Source organism: Pectobacterium sp. PL64, from assembly GCF_022477975.1.
GTDB lineage: Bacteria > Pseudomonadota > Gammaproteobacteria > Enterobacterales > Enterobacteriaceae > Pectobacterium > Pectobacterium jejuense.
Map to the genome: position 1 here is coordinate 1,814,790 of NZ_CP092070.1, position 19,002 is coordinate 1,833,791.

At 51.4% G+C, this 19,002-nt stretch carries 18 protein-coding genes; 9 read left to right on the forward strand and 9 right to left on the reverse strand.

Annotated elements, in window-relative coordinates; genetic code table 11:
- Positions 1–495: 495 nt before the first annotated feature.
- The 3 genes from HP572_RS07945 (at position 496) to rlmA (ending at position 1,822) form a co-directional block, all read left to right on the forward strand.
- On the forward strand, positions 496–612 hold the full coding sequence (locus tag HP572_RS07945) for a DUF2627 domain-containing protein (RefSeq protein WP_085996916.1): 117 nt from the start codon (positions 496–498) through the stop codon (positions 610–612).
- 41 nt (positions 613–653) lie between these two features.
- On the forward strand, positions 654–863 hold the full coding sequence (gene cspE, locus HP572_RS07950) for a transcription antiterminator/RNA stability regulator CspE (protein ID WP_005968829.1): 210 nt from the start codon (positions 654–656) through the stop codon (positions 861–863).
- A 128-nt stretch (positions 864–991) separates the two neighbouring features.
- Positions 992–1,822, forward strand: a complete 831-nt coding sequence (gene rlmA, locus HP572_RS07955) for a 23S rRNA (guanine(745)-N(1))-methyltransferase (protein ID WP_240585278.1) — start codon at positions 992–994, stop codon at positions 1,820–1,822.
- Positions 1,823–1,886: 64 nt separating this feature from the next.
- Here rlmA and mntP read toward each other — a convergent pair whose 3' ends face one another.
- The 5 genes from mntP to manX all read right to left on the reverse strand — a co-directional run bounded on the left by mntP (position 1,887) and on the right by manX (position 6,200).
- Positions 1,887–2,459 carry a manganese efflux pump MntP gene (gene mntP / locus HP572_RS07960; RefSeq protein ID WP_205550622.1) on the reverse strand — a complete coding sequence of 191 codons (573 nt, stop codon included), beginning with the start codon at positions 2,457–2,459 and terminating at the stop codon, positions 1,887–1,889.
- A 424-nt stretch (positions 2,460–2,883) separates the two neighbouring features.
- Complete coding sequence (locus HP572_RS07965; protein WP_240585279.1) at positions 2,884–3,342, reverse strand: DUF986 family protein; 459 nt, start codon at positions 3,340–3,342, stop codon at positions 2,884–2,886.
- A 78-nt stretch (positions 3,343–3,420) separates the two neighbouring features.
- Positions 3,421–4,263 carry a PTS mannose transporter subunit IID gene (locus HP572_RS07970; RefSeq protein ID WP_205550618.1) on the reverse strand — a complete coding sequence of 281 codons (843 nt, stop codon included), beginning with the start codon at positions 4,261–4,263 and terminating at the stop codon, positions 3,421–3,423.
- A gap of 14 nt (positions 4,264–4,277) precedes the next feature.
- Positions 4,278–5,075 (reverse strand): PTS mannose/fructose/sorbose transporter subunit IIC, encoded by a 798-nt coding sequence (locus HP572_RS07975; RefSeq protein ID WP_010299942.1) that lies wholly within the window; start codon positions 5,073–5,075, stop codon positions 4,278–4,280.
- Between the two features lie 156 nt (positions 5,076–5,231).
- Positions 5,232–6,200 carry a PTS mannose transporter subunit IIAB gene (gene manX, locus HP572_RS07980; RefSeq protein ID WP_240585280.1) on the reverse strand — a complete coding sequence of 323 codons (969 nt, stop codon included), beginning with the start codon at positions 6,198–6,200 and terminating at the stop codon, positions 5,232–5,234.
- 572 nt (positions 6,201–6,772) lie between these two features.
- Between manX and HP572_RS07985 the strand changes: the two genes are divergently transcribed.
- Positions 6,773–8,329, forward strand: a complete 1,557-nt coding sequence (locus tag HP572_RS07985) for a TerC family protein (RefSeq protein ID WP_205550614.1) — start codon at positions 6,773–6,775, stop codon at positions 8,327–8,329.
- Between the two features lie 91 nt (positions 8,330–8,420).
- On the opposite strand, the gene sdaA is transcribed toward HP572_RS07985, so the two are convergent.
- The 3 genes from sdaA to pabB form a co-directional block, all read right to left on the reverse strand.
- The gene (sdaA, locus tag HP572_RS07990; protein ID WP_039511315.1) at positions 8,421–9,785 is read right to left on the reverse strand and encodes an L-serine ammonia-lyase; all 1,365 of its coding nucleotides are present in this window, start codon (positions 9,783–9,785) and stop codon (positions 8,421–8,423) included.
- A gap of 395 nt (positions 9,786–10,180) precedes the next feature.
- The gene (locus HP572_RS07995) at positions 10,181–10,774 is read right to left on the reverse strand and encodes a CoA pyrophosphatase (RefSeq protein ID WP_119888757.1); all 594 of its coding nucleotides are present in this window, start codon (positions 10,772–10,774) and stop codon (positions 10,181–10,183) included.
- Positions 10,771–12,213: an aminodeoxychorismate synthase component 1 gene (pabB, locus tag HP572_RS08000; RefSeq protein WP_240585281.1), complete on the reverse strand. Its 1,443-nt coding sequence runs from the start codon at positions 12,211–12,213 to the stop codon at positions 10,771–10,773. The genes HP572_RS07995 and pabB overlap by 4 nt, the downstream gene beginning before the upstream one ends.
- 143 nt (positions 12,214–12,356) lie before the next feature.
- On the opposite strand from pabB, the gene HP572_RS08005 reads away from it, so the two are divergent.
- Positions 12,357–12,605, forward strand: a complete 249-nt coding sequence (locus HP572_RS08005) for a YoaH family protein (protein ID WP_240585282.1) — start codon at positions 12,357–12,359, stop codon at positions 12,603–12,605.
- A gap of 161 nt (positions 12,606–12,766) precedes the next feature.
- Here HP572_RS08005 and HP572_RS08010 read toward each other — a convergent pair whose 3' ends face one another.
- Complete coding sequence (locus HP572_RS08010) at positions 12,767–13,111, reverse strand: RidA family protein (protein WP_127156498.1); 345 nt, start codon at positions 13,109–13,111, stop codon at positions 12,767–12,769.
- A gap of 200 nt (positions 13,112–13,311) precedes the next feature.
- On the opposite strand from HP572_RS08010, the gene HP572_RS08015 reads away from it, so the two are divergent.
- The 4 genes from HP572_RS08015 to fadD all read left to right on the forward strand — a co-directional run bounded on the left by HP572_RS08015 (position 13,312) and on the right by fadD (position 18,808).
- Positions 13,312–15,231 (forward strand): ATP-dependent DNA helicase, encoded by a 1,920-nt coding sequence (locus tag HP572_RS08015; RefSeq protein ID WP_240585283.1) that lies wholly within the window; start codon positions 13,312–13,314, stop codon positions 15,229–15,231.
- Between the two features lie 115 nt (positions 15,232–15,346).
- Positions 15,347–16,048: a tRNA (adenosine(37)-N6)-threonylcarbamoyltransferase complex dimerization subunit type 1 TsaB gene (tsaB, locus tag HP572_RS08020; protein WP_240585284.1), complete on the forward strand. Its 702-nt coding sequence runs from the start codon at positions 15,347–15,349 to the stop codon at positions 16,046–16,048.
- Positions 16,049–16,187: 139 nt separating this feature from the next.
- Positions 16,188–16,784, forward strand: coding sequence for a Slp family lipoprotein (locus HP572_RS08025; protein WP_240585285.1), 597 nt, complete (start codon positions 16,188–16,190; stop codon positions 16,782–16,784).
- Positions 16,785–17,122: 338 nt separating this feature from the next.
- A complete protein-coding gene (gene fadD / locus HP572_RS08030) occupies positions 17,123–18,808 on the forward strand; it encodes a long-chain-fatty-acid--CoA ligase FadD (protein WP_240585286.1) in 1,686 nt (561 codons plus the stop codon).
- Positions 18,809–19,002 lie beyond the last annotated feature (194 nt).

Genomic DNA, 19,002 nt, shown 5'->3' on the forward strand with positions numbered 1-19,002 from the left:
TTATTGACTTTTTTGGTGATATTATTAGTGCTGCTGGTTCAAAGCAGTTAATTCCTAACGTGACGAAATGTTAGGTTATAAATAATTTCTATTATGTAATGTATTAATGCAAAAGATACAGATAGCATAAAAATGACAATCGATTTTAAACATTGATATAAGCGTGACTGTAGTCGGGCACGCTTTTTTGTTAATGGTCAATATGCTTTCATAGCAGAGCGCCAATTATAGCTTTTTGTTATGATTGCCGATGCTTCTGTGCCAGAAATGCGACGGTTGTCGCGTATTTTTTTGCATAATAGAATCAGAAGTGTGCTTATTGTTCTGTGTTAGAAACAGCCTGTGAATATAGGTGTCAGCGAGCATGATCGTGTATTAATGAATCAAGGATGACGCGAATTTGTGCGGCATGTCCACGACTGATAAAAAAGCCCTTGCCATCGTTTACATAGTGTGTAATAACGCTTCTGGGTAAAACGAGGTACAGTTCTGTATATGAATGGCATTTTCAGTAAAGAAGACTTAAGTACAACCTTTAGTGTTGCATGCTGCTTCTCTGCCGATCCTTATCTTAGTGCCTCAAGCAGTAACGACTTTGGTTTGTCTGTATAACGCCTTTTTGGCGGTTTAAACAATTAAAGGAAATATTTGAAATGGCAAAGATTAAAGGTCAGGTTAAGTGGTTCAACGAGTCTAAAGGCTTTGGTTTCATCACTCCTGCTGACGGCAGCAAAGATGTATTCGTACACTTCTCTGCAATTCAAGGCAACGGCTTCAAAACTCTGGCTGAAGGCCAGAACGTAGAATTCGAAATTCAGGATGGCCAGAAAGGTCCTTCTGCAGTAAACGTCACTGCGCTGTAATTTTACAGTTCTGTTGCAAAACCCGCCATGGTGCGGGTTTTTTGTTGTCTGCGTTTTATCTGCACCAGTGATACTTTTATCTACACCTGTAATGCAATGAAGACGTTTTTAATGAGGAAAATGTGCCGATGAGTTATCAGTGTCCGCTATGCCAGTTACCTCTGGAGCGACACCCGCGGCAATGGACGTGTGGTAAACATAGCTTTGACCGTGCGAAAGAAGGGTACGTTAATCTGTTGCCAGTGCAGTTTAAGCGTTCAAAACAGCCTGGTGATAGTGCTGAAATGATGCAGGCGCGGCGCAGCTTTCTGGAGGCTGGTCACTATCAACCGCTACGTGATGCTGTTGCGCAGCACGTTGATCGTATTGTGACCGATGACGCTGCGGCGCTGCTGGATATCGGCTGTGGGGAAGGGTATTACACTGCCGAGCTGGCTCATCGTCTCACATCGCGCAGAACGATGACGATATACGGGCTGGATGTGTCCAAAGCGGCGATTCAGCGCGCGGCAAAGCGATATGACAACGTTGAGTTTTGCGTTGCTTCCAGCCAGCGGTTACCTTTCCAGGATCAATCCCTTGATGCTGTAGTAAAAATCTATGCGCCGTGTAATGACGCGGAGTTACAGCGCACCGTTAAGGTTGGCGGTTGGGTGGTGACGGTGTCTCCGGGGCCACGACATCTTTATCAACTAAAAGCAGAAGTTTACGACGAGGTGTTATTACATCCGCGTAAAGATGAAGTGCTCGCAGGCTTTCAGCTTATGGATCAACAAACGCTCGCGTACCCAATGCAGTTATCTGGGAATGAAGCCGCGGCGTTATTGCAAATGACGCCCTTCGCCTGGCGAGCAACGCCGGACGTTAGCGAGCGACTGCAGGCGGCAGTCACGTTTAGTTGTGAAACGGACTTTATTATCCGCTTGCATCAGCGTATTGATGGCGGGGCGGTAGCGTAATCGAGAAGAATAAAAAACGGGCATCGCGATAATCGGGCTGCCCGTTAATGTGAAATGTATTTTATCAGGCGGCGTAGCCGAGGTGTTCGTACAGAATATTACAACCGATACCAATCAGAACCAGCCCGCCAACCACTTCCGCTTTTTTGCCGAAGATAGGGCCGATATAGCGGCCAATCATCATTCCGAGCGTCACCATAATCATGGTGGCACAACCTATCACCATCGCGGTATGGAAAATATTGACCTGAAGGAAGGCCAGACCGACGCCGATTGCCATGGCATCCAGGCTGGTGGCGATGGCGGTACAAACTAACAGCGCCAGACTATGATTTTTGACTTTTTCGCAGCGGCAGTCTGAAGAACCTTTGAGGCCTTCGACGATCATGCGACCGCCCAGAATCAGTAACAGCGTAAAGGCAACCCAGTGGTCCCATTCGAGAATATATTGACTGGCAAAGAAACCAAGTGCCCAGCCGATGAGCGGGGTGATTGCTTCAATAACACCAAAGATGAGGCCGGTGCGAATGGCATCGCGGAAACGGGGGTTATGTAGGACGGCACCTTTACCGATTGACGCGGCGAAGGCATCCATTGACATACCAAATGCTAGGATAAGTGTTGCTGACATATTCATTGTAAATAGCCTCGGCTGGACGATTAACCATATACACGCAGATCATCCCCAACCCGAATGACGATCTTACGTGTCTATGGTCTTGCCTGCCAATCACGCTTGGCCGCCCGCACCACGTCTATGCTCCGGTGATAGGAGATAAAACGAGTATGTTGATACGAGCATTTCTGATGAATTATTGTGAATGTTGATTAATCAGAAATCGGCTACTCCCCAATGACGGCGCAACCTTACCATATTATTTATGGTGCAAACAACACTAAAAGTTTTAAGTGTTAATAATGCAATTGATAATTATTTTCATTTGATTACCAGAAGAGAACGATCGTACAAAATAACGACAAGGTTAATGTGGTTAAAATGCCATCTAAAGAGAAGGTGTATACCCGTGGTTATTTGAAATGATTTACCTGATAAATTTACCTTATTGATTCTCAATCATAAATTTATATATTTTCTCTAAATCATCAAGCTGAGTAACCTGTATCAATAAACGGCGTTTCTCCAGTTCGATGACTAATACACCATCCTCAGATAAATTCATATTTTTAATTCTGGTATAAGGAATGAATATATTCGCATAAAAGAAACCGGTTTTTTTAAATACCAGCTTTGGACGACGAATATAAGCCAGATAGCACGCCATGAAGGCCAGAGAAATCAAAAGATAGGTGGTAATAATAGCGCCATTATTCATCACGTTTTGATAAATAAGAATGCCCACTAAACCGATGAAAATCAGCGTATCGAGCCGGTTCATCCGCTTCAGAGGGACAAGGAGTTGGGTTTTTCCTTTGAGTTTATCCATGATGAACTCATCATAGATGGCATAAGCCAGTGCTAACGCAATCAACACAACCAGCGTGATATCTGTCATTGTCATCCGTATTACCCTTGTCCGTTGACTATCTGTGTCCGTGAATAAAAATAGCCGGGTGTGTTGGCACCCGGCCACTGAACATTACACGCCGAGCAGGCCGATCCAGTACCCGAAGATACCAATGGCGAAGAAGCCCATAATCAGCCACAGCGCATTTACCTTGCGCCGTAATAGCCACATACAGCCGAACGTCAGCAGTAGGGGAACAAGTCCCGGCATGAGCTGGTCAAGGATGGATTGAACGGTGGTCACTGTGGTTTCCCCGTTCTGATTCGTCACTGTCGACACCACCATCGGGATGTTGACGTGAGTCCATTTATTGACCAACGCCCCCATGACGAACAACCCGAGAATCGAGGCCGCCTCCGTCATTTTCTGCAGGAAACCACCGCCCATATCACTGACGATATCGATCCCTTTGCGGTAGCCGTAGGCGACGCCATAGTAACGCACCAGCAGGCGAACCAGGTTAAACAAAACGAAGAAGAGAATCGGCCCTAACAGGCTGCCGCTCATGGCAATCCCTGCGCCTAGCGCAGCGAATACCGGACGTGCAGTGCCCCAGAATATCGGGTCGCCGACGCCAGCCAGTGGCCCCATCAGCCCGACTTTCAGACCGTTTATTGCCGCGTCATCGATAGGCGCACCGTTCGCACGTTGCTCTTCCATCGCCATCGTTACGCCGAGTATCGGAGCGGCAACAAAAGGCTGCGTATTGAAGAACTCCAGATGGCGCTTGATTGCTTGTTTACGCTCTTCCGAATTTTCAGGGTAAAGACGGCGAATCACCGGCACCATGGAAAAACAGAAGCCGAGTGCCTGCATACGTTCAAAGTTCCAGGAGCCTTGAAACAGGTTGGAACGGATAAACACCGCGCGGATGTCGCTGTCAGTGAGTTTTTTAACATTCGTATTGTCGACCATTTTGCTCACTCCTGTTAATCCAGTTCGTTATCAAGGTTGTTATTGCCTGATGAAACCGGTTGGCCTTGAACCTTGTTATATTTCGGGCTGAGCTGGATATACAGCACCGCCATCACAATACCAATTACGCCCAGCGCCACCAGGTTAAACTCGGTGAACGCAGCGGTAACGAAGCCAAGATAGAAGAACGGCATCAGGTAGCCCGCGCGCATCATGTTGATGACCATCGCATAACCCACAACGACAATCATGCCCCCGGCGATATTCAGACCGTTGGTCACCACTTCCGGGATGGAGTTCAGCAGCGCGTGAACGGCGTCGGTACCAACGGAAACGGCAACGATTACTGCAGGAATCGCGATACGCATGGCCTGTAGCAGGAGGGCAGAAACGTGAATCCAACTGATAGCCGTTAGATTACCTCGCTCTGCCGCACTGTCTGCCGCATGCTGAAACGCAACGGTGATAGTACGAACAATGATGGTTAATACTTGCCCAGCGGCAGCGAGCGGAATTGCCAGAGCAATCCCTGCGCCGATCCCCTGACCGCCAGCAATAACCAGAATGGTTGAGATAATGGACGCCAGCGCCGCATCTGGTGCGACGGCCGCACCGATGTTCATCCAGCCTAACGCGATCATTTCCAGCGTACCGCCGATAATGATCCCCGTTTTTAAATCACCTAACACTGCACCAATCAGCGTACAGGCGACGAGTGGACGGTGGAACTGGAATTCATCAAGAATCGAACCCATCCCCGAAACACACGCGACGAGAAATATCAGCACAATTTGAAGTGTGGTAATCTCCATCGTACTTCTCCTATAAAATGTGTCTGAGTAAAAATAAATCGCCATCTCCGTTGATTTTCTATTTGGACATAAATACCTATCTTGAAAATCGTCAGGTCTATAAAACTATTATTGATGGTGACATTAGCGTTAATAACCTTCGTAGCTCGATGGGTATCAGCGCGGCATTTTGTTAATTAAGTCCATCATTTTAATTCGGGAATCGGTTGATACTTTCCGAACCTCCAATTCAACACCGCGTTTATCTAATTCACGGAACGCTGCAATATCCTTCTCATCGATAGAGACGGCATTATTGACCTGCGTTTTCCCCTGCTTGAATGCCATCCCGCCAATATTGACCGAGGTGATGTTTACGCCATTTTCGATCAGCGTTAATACATCCGTCGGATTGGTGAACAGCAGCATCACGCGGTCAGCGGCATATTTCGGATTGTCATAAACACGAACGGCTTTTGCCACATCCACCACGTGCGCGGTAACGCCCGGTGGCGCAACCTGAGTCAGCAACGTTTTACGCACGTGATCGGCGGCGACTTCATCGCTGACAACAATAATGCGCGAAACATTGGTTTCTTTCGTCCAGCGTGTGGCGACCTGACCATGAATCAGGCGGTCGTCGATACGAGCCAGCCCAATTTTCATGTGTTCGCCGGGTCCTGCCGGTGTGGGTACAGCGTTGGCCTTTGGGGTTGGTGGAGGAGAAGGGGGGGCGACTTTGGCTTTTTCCTGATGCTTCAGCGCTTTTACGCCATCTCTGCCGGTTTCCAACGCGATAGAAACCAGATCGGAGAAGGACGGATTATCATCCCGGGCCATAAAGGTTTCCGCTAGCATGGGAATATTCACGCCGGCGATAACATCATGGTTTTCTTTGTCGGTGACGAGGCGGCTGGCGGCGTTGAATGGGCTGCCGCCCCAGGTATCAACGAGAAACAGCACGCCTTGTGATGTGTCTAACTGCGTGAGTTTTTCCTGATATTTTTCTATCAATGTTTCGGCGTTTTCTCCAGGAACGAAATCAATCCAGGCGACATTACTTTGCTCGCCAAGAATCATTTCTGCTGTCTTTAACAGCGGTCCCGCAGTGGCGCCGTGAGTGCATAACATGATTGCAATACTCACTTGCTACCTCCTCACGTTCACGATCAAAAAAGAGTCAATGTGTCAGGAAACCGGGTCAGCGTTCCGGTAGTGAAAACGTTAACCGTCGCGGTATTAGTATGGCTGCAAGAAAAAATTTTACCGTGGATTCATGACATTCACTGTGTTCCTCCAGGTTGTCAGGCCAGAAAATCGTGACTGACAGATTTATTTTACTTATCGAAAAAATAAATAGTGTGATGATGCTCTAATGCTGACCAGTTAAATCAAGGGCTAAAAGGGCTCTGAATGGGAAAATTTGGGCGCGTTATCAATGCGAAGCTGACCGGAAGAAATTCTTTGTGAAAATTGGTAACAACCTGTTAGAGTAAACGTCCCTTAAATTGCTTAGGAGCACCGGGCATCAGCCCTTCCCATGGACTGTCACCGACAAAACGTTCTCTGTTTTCCCGCTAATGCTGGCGGTTTTCTGTACTCAGCTGGTCACTCAGACCACATTCAGAATCTCTCTGATTCACACCAACTCTTTTTATTACCATTCAATGCGATTCATGCATTGATGTCATCTGCTCGTTCATTTTCTGGAGTCTGACATGGAATTTTTGCTAGATCCTTCAATCTGGGCAGGCTTATTGACGCTGGTGGTACTGGAAATTGTTCTGGGTATCGACAATTTGGTGTTTATCGCCATTTTGGCGGATAAATTACCCCCCAAACAGCGAGATAAAGCCCGCATTATCGGTTTAAGCCTGGCGCTGTTAATGCGTCTGGGGCTGTTGTCTTTGATTTCCTGGATGGTCACACTGACGCGTCCACTGTTTAGCCTTGGCGATTTCAGCTTCTCGGGTCGTGACCTGATTTTGCTGTTCGGCGGTGTGTTCCTCTTGTTCAAAGCTACGATGGAGCTACATGAACGGCTAGAGAATAAAACGCACGACGGCAATGGCAATCGTGCCCATGCGAGTTTCTGGGCCGTCGTGGCACAAATCGTCGTGCTAGATGCGGTGTTCTCGCTGGATGCCGTGATTACTGCGGTGGGCATGGTCGATCACCTGGGCGTCATGATGACGGCGGTGATCATTGCAATGGGCGTCATGCTGATTGCTTCTAAGCCGTTGACCCGATTCGTCAACGAGCATCCAACGGTGGTTGTCCTGTGTCTCAGCTTCTTGCTGATGATTGGTTTGAGCCTGATGGCGGAAGGTCTTGGCTTCCACATTCCGAAAGGTTACCTGTATGCGGCGATTGGCTTCTCTATCCTGATCGAGCTGTTTAACCAAATTGCCCGTCATAACTTTATGAAGCATCAGTCGCACCGTCCTTTGCGTGAACGTACCGCAGAGGCCATTCTGCGCCTGATGGGTTCACGGAAAAACACGGACGATGTGGATGCGGATGAGCCGCAGAAGAAACTCACAACCGAGGAATTCGCCGAAGAAGAGCGCAATATGATCAGCGGCGTGCTGACATTAGCCTCGCGTTCGCTGCGCAGCGTGATGACGCCGCGTACTGAAATTTCCTGGGTGGATAGTGCAAGTTCGGTCGAACAGATCCGCATGCAGTTGCTGGATACGCCTCACAGCCTGTTCCCAATCTGTCGCGGTTCGCTGGATGAGCTTATCGGCGTCGTCCGCGCCAAGGATCTGCTTGTAGCGCTGGAAACGCAGACCGATGTGGAAAGCTTTGCTGCGGCTAACCCGCCAATCGTCGTGCCGGAAACGCTGGATGTGATTAACCTGCTGCCCGTTCTGCGTCGTGCGAAAGGTAGCTTGGTCATCATCGCCAACGAATTTGGTGTGGTGCAGGGGTTGGTAACGCCGCTGGACGTGCTGGAAGCGATTGCCGGTGAGTTCCCGGATGAAGACGAAACGCTGGATATCATCCCTGACGGCGAAGGTTGGCTGGTGAAAGGCGGAACGGATCTACACGCTTTGCAACAGGTGGTGAATAGCAGCGAGCTGGTTGATCCGAAAGAAGATTATGCTTCACTGGCAGGAATGCTGTTGGCGCATAGTGATGAGTTCCCGAAAGTCGGTGCCATCATCGAGTTGTACAACCTGCGCTTCCACATTATCGAAGTGTCCGAATACCGTATTGAATTGGTGCGTGTAGAACGCATCATCGAGCGGGAAGAGGATGAAGACGCGTAAGTGGTTCTGCGTAAGTAGATGACACAATGAAGCCCCGCCAATTAGCGGGGCTTTTTAATAGGTGGAAATAAAAACAGAAGTGGGGTGCGGACTAGTCACACTGCACTTTAATCGCCAGTCCGCCCCGTGAGGTTTCGCGGTATTTGGCGTTCATGTCTTTACCCGTTTCGTACATGGTTTCAATCACCTTATCCAGCGAGACGCGTGCTTCGCTGGTGCGGCGGGTTGCCATGCGGGCGGCGTTAATCGCCTTAACGGAAGCAATCGCGTTACGTTCGATGCACGGAACCTGTACTTGGCCGGCAACTGGGTCGCAGGTTAAACCCAGATTGTGTTCCATGCCGATCTCAGCGGCGACGCAAACCTGCTCCGGGCTCGCGCCCATCAGCTCTGCCAGTCCAGCGGCGGCCATGGAGCAGGCGACGCCCACTTCACCCTGACAGCCTACTTCCGCACCGGAGATGGAGGCGTTCATTTTGTACAGAATGCCAACCGCGCCCGCCGCTAGGAAGTAACGAATATAAATGGTCGGGCTAACCGGCTCGATGAAGTGGTCGTAATAAGCGAGGACAGCGGGGACGATGCCGCACGCACCGTTCGTTGGCGCGGTAACTACACGGCCACCTGCGGCGTTTTCTTCATTCACCGCCAGCGCGAACATATTGACCCAGTCCACCACGTTCATCGGGTCGTTGGACAGTTTATCGGAAGACACCAGCATACGGCGCAGCGCAGAAGCTCGACGTGGCACGCGCAGCGGTCCAGGTAAAACACCTTCGGTGTTCATGCCGCGATCGATACAGGCACGCATTGTCTGCCAGATATCGGCAAAGTAGGCATCAATGTCCTGACGGCTGTGCAGCGCCAGCTCGTTACGCATTACCATCCCGGAAAGCGACAGGCCACTTTGTTTGCAGTGATCCAGCATCTCTTTGGCGGAATTGAACGTATAGGGAACGGATACATCAGTGGCGCTGTCTTTGCCAAAATTCTCTGCATCGACGATGAAGCCGCCACCGATGGAGTAATAGGTTTTGCTATAAATTTCTTTATTGCCGGCAAAGGCGGTGATGGTCATGCCGTTTTCGTGCAGCGGCAGATTTTCACTGCGGAAAACCATGCCACCTTCGCGTGGGAAATCGACCTCGTGCTGCCCGTTAGCCAGCAGTAGGCGTTCGCGTTGCTCAACATCGCGGATGAAACCGGGAATGGCATCAATATCAACGGTATCCGGCATGTTACCCGCCAGACCCATAATGATAGCGATATCCGTGTGGTGGCCTTTACCCGTCAGTGACAGCGAGCCATACACATCGACGGCAATGCGCGTGGTCGCGGTTAGTCGATCCTGGGTGATCAATTCATCGACAAATTGCTTACCGGCTTTCATCGGTCCAACCGTATGAGAGCTAGAGGGGCCAATACCGATCTTAAACATGTCGAAAACGCTTATCACGCGAAACTCCTCAAAGACTCAGGGTCGTACCCACTCTTTGTTATCTGATCGCCTGCATCCGGTTCCTTCATCATAATCAGATAGTTATGCTGCGAAGTATCTGATGATTTCGGTTCTGGCGAGACATGACCTGAATTTTAGTGGATATATACCCAAAGATTAGAATAAAACTCGTCAAATCGCGCTATTGTAGTGTGGAATATGTCGTGTGGCTTTCTTTTTCGCATGAAATAAACTTATGTCATCGCATAATTTAACTTATCCTAAATGTGAGTTAAGTCATTGTAAATCCTATGGCTGGGTGCTTTTTGAGCGCAAAGGCCGCTTTTTAAATAAGGATATTTGGCGAGGGAAAAGAAGTGGTGAGCCAAAAGCCGCTGAACGCGGCATTGAGCTTAGGGCTTGTCGGAAATCTGTAAGGCGAGCTGGTGTATGATGGCGGCGGTTAGCCCCCAGACAAACTGCTGCTGATACCAGGAAAGATAAACCCGATGGCGTTGCTGCTTGCGCTCAATATCCAGTGGGTAATAGCGTGTCAACGCGAAGGCCTCGTCCAGCGGCATTTCAAACAGTTCGGCGACTTCATCTTCATTGGGATGAAAGCGAGTCTGTGGAGCGATCAGCCCGACAACCGGTGTGACCTGAAATCCACTGACGCTGTCTAGCGGCGGTAATACGCCCAGCACCTGGACATTTTCCGGTGGGATAGCCACTTCTTCCTGCGCTTCACGCAGCGCCGTTTCGATGATGGAACGATCTTCTTTATCCGCCGCACCGCCGGGGAACGCCACTTGCCCGGCATGTTTACGCAGTTCGGCAGAACGTCGGGTCAATAACAGCGTGGGCGTAGGATGACAAATAATCGGCACCAGAACCGCAGCCTGACGCTGCTGGTGCACAGGCCGCAGCGATGGCGGAAGCTGTAACTGAAAGCGCGTAATAAAATCGTTCAGCGCAAAAGCCGTTGGCGGCAAGGCGATCTCACTCATTCACTCGGTACCTGAATTGTCTGGGAGCCATCCAGTAGGGGAAGAATGCGGCCCACTTTATCAAACGTTTCCTGATATTCAGCCTGTTCCTTACTGTCGGCGACGATGCCGCCGCCCGCCCAGCAGTAAATTCTGCCGTGTTCGGTTAGTAACGTCCTGATGGTGATATTGGTATCCATCGTTCCGCAGAGGCTGATGTAGCCGACGCTGCCGCAGTAGGCATTGCGGCGCTGAGGTTCCAGTTCTTCAATAATCTGCATCGCGCGAATTTTGGGTGCGCCGGTAATCGAGCCGCCGGGGAAACAGGCGCGTAATAGCGTGGTTGCAGGACAATCTTCCGGTAGCTGTGCTTCAATGGTGCTGACCAGATGGTGCACCGCGGGGAAAGGTTCGACGACGAACAACTCCGGCACGCGGACGCTGCCTGGCACCGCGACACGACCAATGTCGTTACGCAGGAGATCGACAATCATCAGGTTTTCTGAGCGATCTTTCTCCGAATTAGCGAGTCGCACCGCTTGCTGTTTATCAGCTTCCGAATCAGAGAGTCGCGGCAGTGTGCCTTTAATCGGGCGCGTTTGAATGCGGTGATTTTCCAGCCAGAGAAAACGCTCCGGCGATACGCTGATGACGGTATTTTCCGGCAGGCGCAGGAAGGCAGAAAAAGGCGCCTTATTGCCTGCTGACAGTCGTAAAAATGCCTGCCATTCATCGCCCTCGTAAGCCGCAGAAAAGCGCTGCGCCAGATTGACCTGATAGCAGTCTCCCGCCAGAAGGTAGTCCTGTATTGTGCGGAATTTTTCGCCGTACGCCTCGCGTGACATATTCGGCTGCCAACTGCTGGTAAGGTTGAAATCGGCTTTTGGGACGGTAACGGGCGGAGTGGCTAACCCGTCGAGCCGCGCCTGAAGAGAATGATGTACGATCAGCGTTAACGTTTGTCGATGGTGATCGGCAACCAGCGCCCAGTCGTAGAGACCCACCGCCATATCCGGCAAATCGATATCTTGCTCGGCCTGTGCGGGCAGCGTTTCAATCTGCCGTCCCAGATCGTAGCCGAACAGGCCAAGTGCGCCTCCCTGAAAAGGGAAATCAGGATGTGTTTCCGCGGACAGCGCGAGTGAATCAAGCTGCTGTTGCAGCAAAGCAAATGGATCGCCGTCCACTATTCTCGTTACACCGTCACGCGTGATTTCCGTTTTGCTTCCGTGCGTGCAAAGTGTGACTCGCGGATCGGCGACCATAATATCGAAGCGATTATGCGGATGATCGGCAAACCCGGAATGCAGCAACATCGCCCATGGCTGTTGGGAAAAGGGCGCAAAGCGATCGAGCAGCACGGTCGGGTAGTAAGGCAGAGCGTGATAGATAGCGGCGGAACCCGTTGCGGTAGTCGAATCGCTGGTGTCGGTTACGTGAGTCGTATTGGCGGCAGTCATGTTCTTCGTGTTGTGTCTACAGTATGGTTGTGTTGATAGCGTGTCGATTTCCCTGCCCACAGCGTACCACAAAGCAGAAATACTGGTGTATGCCGAAGCGGGCATGCGATGATACGTGCGAATTTACCAACCAGGAAATTATCATGATTGCAGGTATGCCCGCACTGACGCACAAGCAGCAGCAAGATGCCGTAGAGCGTATTCAGGAACTCATGTCTGAGGGCATGAGCAGCGGCCAGGCGATAGCACTGGTTGCCGCGGAGATCCGTCAGAATCATCAGGGTGACAACGTCGCGGTGATGTTTGACGAAGATGATGACGCGTTTAATGACAGTAATGATAGCGACGAAAAACACCATTTTGACGATGGTGAAGAAGAGGACGAGCAGTAACCACATTTCTTCCTATACCCGTCATACTTCAAGTTGCATGTGCGTTGGCTGCGCTTAGTCACCCGAATCACTTACCTGAGTAAGCTCATCGGGATTCCCTCACTTGCCGCCTTCCTGAAACTCGAATTATTTAGGGTATGGGATTGGATAAAGACGGTGGCTTATATCGCCGCAATCGCTTTGATTTCGACTTTGAATTTCGGGTGCATCAATTTAGCCTGCACGGTGCAGCGTACAGGCGCGCTACCTGCCACGACCCAGGCATCCCATGCGGCGTTCATCGCGGCAAAATCATCGGCATCGGCGAGAAAAATCGTCACGTCTAACAGCTTACTCTTATCCGTTCCCGCCTGTTGCAGGATCGCATCTAACGCGCCCAGCGCGTTTTCCGTTTGCGCCTGTGCGTCGTCATCCAGATTCTCCGGCACGCTGGTGTAATAGAGCGTGTTGTTGTGGATGACGGCGTCTGACCAGCGGGCTTCAGGATTAATTCGTGTGATCGCCATGAGGTGGGGTTTCTCCATTGTGGGGATAATTAAAATAGTGACATCAATCAATACCAGCCGCCAAGCCTAACACAGCAGGTTGCGGCACGCTTTCCTGATTTAAGGTGGTAGCGTCGGGTGACTCTTGGCATAATCAGCGCGATATTCTGCCACGACCTGAAACGGTTAGCGGCTTACAGATACAGCAAAAGAGAGCAGGCGTGACGAACGATCGTGTAATTGATGATTTTGCTAATGACGGCGTGCTGGCGAAAGCGATCACAGGCTTCAAGCCTCGTGAGCCACAGCGGCAGATGGCGCAGGCAGTCATGCGGGCCATCGACGATAAAACAGCGCTGGTGGTAGAAGCGGGAACAGGAACCGGTAAAACCTATGCCTATCTTGCGCCCGCCTTGCGTTCAGATAAAAAAGTCATCATTTCAACCGGTTCGAAAGCGCTACAGGATCAGCTCTATAGCCGCGATTTACCGACGATCGCGGAGGCGTTGAAGTACAAAGGCAAATTAGCGCTGCTGAAAGGTCGCTCGAACTACCTCTGTCTGGAACGGCTTGAACAGCAGTCGCTGGGGGGCGGTGATTTACCCGGCGAAACGCTGAGCGAACTGGTCCGGCTGCGCGGTTGGTCGTCGGAAACGACGGAAGGTGATGTCACGACCTGTTCAGGCGTCGCAGAAGACAGCGCGATCTGGCCGTTAGTGACCAGCACCAACGATAACTGCCTGGGCAGCGACTGTCCGCACTACAAAGAGTGCTTCGTGGTGAAAGCACGGCGTAAAGCGATGGATGCCGATATCGTGGTGGTTAACCATCATCTCTATCTGGCTGATATGGTGGTGAAGGAGAGCGGTTTTGCGGAGCTGATCCCAGAAAGCGACGTCGTCATTTTCGATGAAGCCCACCAGATTCCCGATATCGCCAGCCAATATTTCGGTCAGCAGCTTTCCAGCCGTCAACTGCTGGATCTGGCGAAAGACATCATCATTGCTTACCGCACCGAAGTGCGCGACGCCTCGCAACTGCAAAAAAGTGCCGATCGCCTGACGCAAAGCACGCAGGATTTTCGGCTGGCGCTGGGCGATCCGGGGTTTCGCGGTAATCTGCGTGATGTGCTCGAACAGCCATCGCTTCAGCGTGCGCTGGTGCTGCTGGATGATGCGCTGGAGCTGTGTTACGACGTCGCGAAACTGTCACTCGGGCGTTCAGCGCTGCTGGATGCCGCTTTTGAGCGCGCCACGCTCTATCGCAATCGCTTGAAACGGCTGAAAGACGTGCAGTTACCAGGTTACAGCTACTGGTACGAATGTAATTCACGTCATTTTGTGTTGGCGCTGACGCCGCTGTCCGTCTCCGATCGTTTTCGTGAACTGATAAAAGAGAAGCCTGCGGCCTGGGTGTTTACCTCCGCGACGCTGTCTGTTAACGATCAACTCTTCCACTTCACCGATAGGCTGGGGCTGGATAACGCGAATACGCTCCTGTTACCCAGCCCGTTTGATTATGCCAATCAGGCGCTGCTCTGCGTCCCCCGCAATTTACCGGAAACCAATCGTCCCGGTGCAGCGAAAAGGCTGGCGGCGATGCTGCGGCCGTTGATTGAGGCGAATCAGGGGCGCTGCTTTATGCTGTGTACCTCGCATCAGATGATGCGCGATTTGGCGGCCGAATTCCGCGCTACGCTGACGCTACCAGTGCTGTTACAGGGTGAAACCGGCAAGGCGCAGCTGCTGTCGCAGTTTGTGTCGGCAGGTAATGCCTTGCTGGTGGCGACCAGCAGCTTCTGGGAAGGGGTGGATGTGCGCGGCGATACGCTCTCCTGCGTGATTATCGATAAGCTGCCGTTTACCTCGCCGGACGATCCGCTGTTGAAGGCACGTATTGAAGACTGTCGCTTGCGCGGCGGTGAGCCTTTCGACGATGTGCAGGTTCCTGATGCGGTGATTACCCTGAAGCAAGGCGTGGGCCGCCTCATCCGTGATGTTGAGGATCGCGGTGTGATTGTGATTTGCGATAATCGACTGGTGATGCGTCCGTATGGTGCCGTGTTCCTTAATAGCCTGCCGCCGACGCCGCGTACCCGCGATATTGGGCAGGCGATTAATTTCCTGACGCGTAACACATAATTCCCCACTGGCGATTGCTGCATGGCCTGACCGATGGTGGGAAGGGCTGCGGCACGATAGGGGCTTATGCTATGATACGGGTTGTTAAGATTTATTTATCCTGCCTGAGGTTGGCATGTCTACGCGAATTCTAGCGCTTGATACCGCAACGGAAGCCTGTTCCGTCGCACTCTGGAATGAAGGTGAAATTCATTCTCTGTTCGAACTTTGTCCTCGTGAACACACACAACGTATTCTGCCGATGGTTCAGCAGGTGCTGGCCGACAGCGGCCTGACGCTTAACGATCTTGATGCGCTGGCCTTTGGTCAGGGACCGGGAAGTTTTACCGGCGTGCGGATTGGCATTGGTATTGCCCAAGGGCTGGCGTTGGGAGCGGATTTACCGCTGCTTGGCGTATCGTCACTGGCTACCATGGCGCAGGGCGCTTTCCGCCTGACGCAGGCGACGCAGGTGCTGGCGGCCATTGATGCGCGGATGGGAGAGGTCTACTGGGGTTGCTATCAGCGCGATGCTGACGGCGGCTGGCAGGGTGAACCCGAGGAAGCGGTATTGAAACCTGAACAGGTGCAGGCGTTAACTGCCGCGCTGTCAGGCGAATGGGCCACGGTAGGCACTGGATGGGAAACCTATCCTGAACTGGTCAGCCATGCCTCTCTGGTGTTAGCGAAGGGCGAGGTGTTGTTGCCGCAGGCGCAGGACATGTTGCCGCTAGCCTGTCAGCTATGGCAGGCAGGTAAAGCGGTCAGCGTCGAGAATGCACAGCCACGTTACCTGCGCAATGAAGTGACTTGGAAAAAGCTGCCCGGCCGCGAATAACAGAATGCACATTCGGCGTGAAGTATGCCCGGCATAAACAGCAACTTATTCGATGCTGAGCAGTCTAACTATCAGATGTCTGAAGAGGGGTTGTGCCATGTCCGTACAAATAAAAAACGTACAAATAAAAGGTGTACAGATGAAGAATGTGCATCTGAATCAGAAAAAAGCACGCCTCGGTATGCTGGTTGCGACAGCGCTGCTGCTTTCAGGTTGTGTCACGGTGCCGGATGCCATTAAAGGCACCTCGCCAACGCCGCAGGACGATCTGGTGCGTGTGATGAATGCGCCGCAGATTTATGTCGGTCAGGAATCACGCTTTGGCGGACGGGTGGTCAGCATCCGCAATGAAGCGAATAAAACGCGGTTGGAAATTGCCAGCATGCCGCTGGATAGCGGCGCGAAACCGCGGTTGGATATGCCGTCAGAAGGGCGCTTTATTGCCTATGTGAATCGCTTTCTGGAACCCGTCGATTTTAAAGACCAACTGGTCACCGTTGTCGGGCCGATTGTCGGCACCGAACAGGGCGCTATCGGGGATAAACCCTATCGTTATGTCGTGATCGACGCACAAGGCTACAAACGCTGGAATGTCGTGCAGCGTCTTATGGTACCACCCGGCGGCTATGGCCCGTGGGGATGGCGTGCGGGTTACGGCTATGGTTGGGGGCCCGGATGGGGATTTGACGGCGGTTGGTCTGGTCCTGCGCGCATTGAGAATGTCGTGACAGAATAAGAATAGGGCTATTTTACTTGTCATTTTGAACCTGGGCAGTGCTCAAAATCCTCACGTACTACGTGTACGCTCCGGTTTTTCCGCGCTGTCCGTGTCCAAACTGACTGCGCCAATAACGCCCTATGGGGTAGGCTCTAAAATTATTTCGTTCAGTGTGAAGATATCAGGCGACGCAGGTTGCCTGATTTTTTTTGAATAAAGAATAAATTAGTGATCGATCTCGCAACCTTAACATTGTTTGTTAGCTAACTGGTAGGCTGAGTTAAAATAATGTTAATAACAATAAGCCTCTGAGGGCGAAGACGATGCCACTAAAAAAATATCTCGGGAGTGACGTCTTGGAAAAAATTTGGTTATCACGCTATCCGGCGGATGTGCCGGCGGAAATTGATCCGGATCGCTATTCGTCGTTGATTGAAATGTTTGAAAATAGCGTCAGGCGTTATGCCGATCGGCCCGCATTCGTCAACATGGGTGAAGTGATGACGTTTCGTAAGCTGGAAGAGCGGAGTCGGGCGTTTGCCGCCTATCTGCAAAACCAGCTTAAATTGCAAAAAGGCGATCGTGTCGCGCTGATGATGCCGAATCTGCTGCAATATCCCGTTGCGCTCTTTGGCGTGCTGCGCGCGGGGATGGTGGTCGTCAACGTTAACCCATTGTATACACCGCGTGAGCTGGAGCATCAGCTAAAAGACAGCGGTGCGAGCACGATTGTTATCGTGTCTAACTTCGCGCATACGCTGGAAAAAGTCGTCCATAACACGGCGGTGAAACACGTTATCCTGACCCGTATGGGTGACCAGCTCTCTACGGCCAAAGGCACGCTGGTCAACTTCGTGGTGAAGTACATTAAGCGGCTGGTGCCCAAATACCATCTGCCGGATGCGATATCGTTCCGTCGTGTTTTGCAGGAAGGACGGCGTCAGCAGTATATTCGCCCCGATATTATCAATACCGATTTGGCATTCCTGCAATATACCGGCGGCACCACGGGCGTCGCTAAAGGCGCCATGCTCACACACCGCAATATGCTGGCGAATCTTGAGCAGTGTAAAGGTGCATATGGTGCTGTTCTGCAAGAAGGGAATGAACTGGTGGTCACGGCGTTGCCGCTCTACCATATTTTCGCACTTACGGTGAACGGCCTTCTGTTCCTTGAATTGGGCGGGAAGAACCTGTTGATCACCAATCCCCGTGATATCCCGGCGGTCGTGAAGGAACTGAAACAATATCCGTTTACGGCTATCACCGGCGTCAATACGTTATTTAACGCGCTGCTCAACAACAAAGAGTTTCACGAGCTGGATTTCTCCACGCTGCGTTTATCGGTTGGCGGCGGCGCATCGGTGCAGCAAGCGGTGGCGGAGCGTTGGGAAAAAACCACAGGTAAACACCTGTTGGAAGGGTATGGACTGACGGAGAGTTCGCCGCTGGTGTCGGGAAATCCGTACGATCTGAAACACTACAGCGGCAGTATCGGGCTGCCGGTGCCGTCAACGGACGTCAGAATCATTGACGATAACGGTAACGACGCAGGGCCTGGAGAATCTGGTGAGCTGTGGGTGCGTGGACCGCAGGTGATGTTAGGGTACTGGCAGCAGCCTGCTGCGACGGATGAGGTGTTAAAAGATGGCTGGTTAGCAACGGGTGACATTGTCACGTCTGATGACGAAGGATTCCTGCGAGTCATCGACCGTAAGAAAGACATGATTCTGGTTTCCGGCTTTAACGTCTATCCGACTGAAATTGAAGATGTCATCAGCCGCCATCCTAAAGTGTCCGAGTCTGCGGTGGTTGGGGTGGAAAATGAGGTCTCCGGCGAGGCAGTCAAAGCCTTTGTCGTCAGACGCGATCACTCGTTAACAAAAGAGGAACTCATTACCCACTGTCGCCGTAATCTTACCGGCTACAAAGTGCCGAAAGAGATCGAATTCTGCGACGATTTGCCGAAATCTAACGTGGGGAAAATCCTGCGCCGCGAATTACGTGGCGATAAGAAGGCGAAGAAAGACGCTGCCGCCTGACGATTTTCCACGAAAAACGACTGCCAGAGAGAGGCAGGACGCGATATGATGTTTTCACGCCGGTTTATCCGGCGTTCTTTTTTATGGCGAGCTTATACTCGTCACTCTATGGGCCGTCGCTTGCGACGTTAAAAATGTCCGCCGGGAATTTTTTACGGCGATACGGATTTGACCCAGAACCGTAAAGTAAAAAC

Excerpts from the sequence above, each read along its gene's own strand:
- pabB (WP_240585281.1), bottom strand. The coding sequence starts at position 12,213 with ATGACTGCCGCCAATACGACTCACGTAACCGACACCAGCGATTCGACT.
- rlmA (WP_240585278.1), top strand. The coding sequence starts at position 992 with ATGAGTTATCAGTGTCCGCTATGCCAGTTACCTCTGGAGCGACACCCG.
- HP572_RS08005 (WP_240585282.1), top strand. The coding sequence starts at position 12,357 with ATGATTGCAGGTATGCCCGCACTGACGCACAAGCAGCAGCAAGATGCC.
- HP572_RS07945 (WP_085996916.1), top strand. The coding sequence starts at position 496 with ATGAATGGCATTTTCAGTAAAGAAGACTTAAGTACAACCTTTAGTGTT.
- tsaB (WP_240585284.1), top strand. The coding sequence starts at position 15,347 with ATGTCTACGCGAATTCTAGCGCTTGATACCGCAACGGAAGCCTGTTCC.
- HP572_RS07985 (WP_205550614.1), top strand. The coding sequence starts at position 6,773 with ATGGAATTTTTGCTAGATCCTTCAATCTGGGCAGGCTTATTGACGCTG.
- cspE (WP_005968829.1), top strand. The coding sequence starts at position 654 with ATGGCAAAGATTAAAGGTCAGGTTAAGTGGTTCAACGAGTCTAAAGGC.
- HP572_RS08010 (WP_127156498.1), bottom strand. The coding sequence starts at position 13,111 with ATGGCGATCACACGAATTAATCCTGAAGCCCGCTGGTCAGACGCCGTC.
- HP572_RS07975 (WP_010299942.1), bottom strand. The coding sequence starts at position 5,075 with ATGGAGATTACCACACTTCAAATTGTGCTGATATTTCTCGTCGCGTGT.
- HP572_RS07995 (WP_119888757.1), bottom strand. The coding sequence starts at position 10,774 with ATGAGTGAGATCGCCTTGCCGCCAACGGCTTTTGCGCTGAACGATTTT.
- HP572_RS07970 (WP_205550618.1), bottom strand. The coding sequence starts at position 4,263 with ATGGTCGACAATACGAATGTTAAAAAACTCACTGACAGCGACATCCGC.
- mntP (WP_205550622.1), bottom strand. The coding sequence starts at position 2,459 with ATGAATATGTCAGCAACACTTATCCTAGCATTTGGTATGTCAATGGAT.
- HP572_RS07965 (WP_240585279.1), bottom strand. The coding sequence starts at position 3,342 with ATGACAATGACAGATATCACGCTGGTTGTGTTGATTGCGTTAGCACTG.
- HP572_RS08025 (WP_240585285.1), top strand. The coding sequence starts at position 16,188 with ATGAAGAATGTGCATCTGAATCAGAAAAAAGCACGCCTCGGTATGCTG.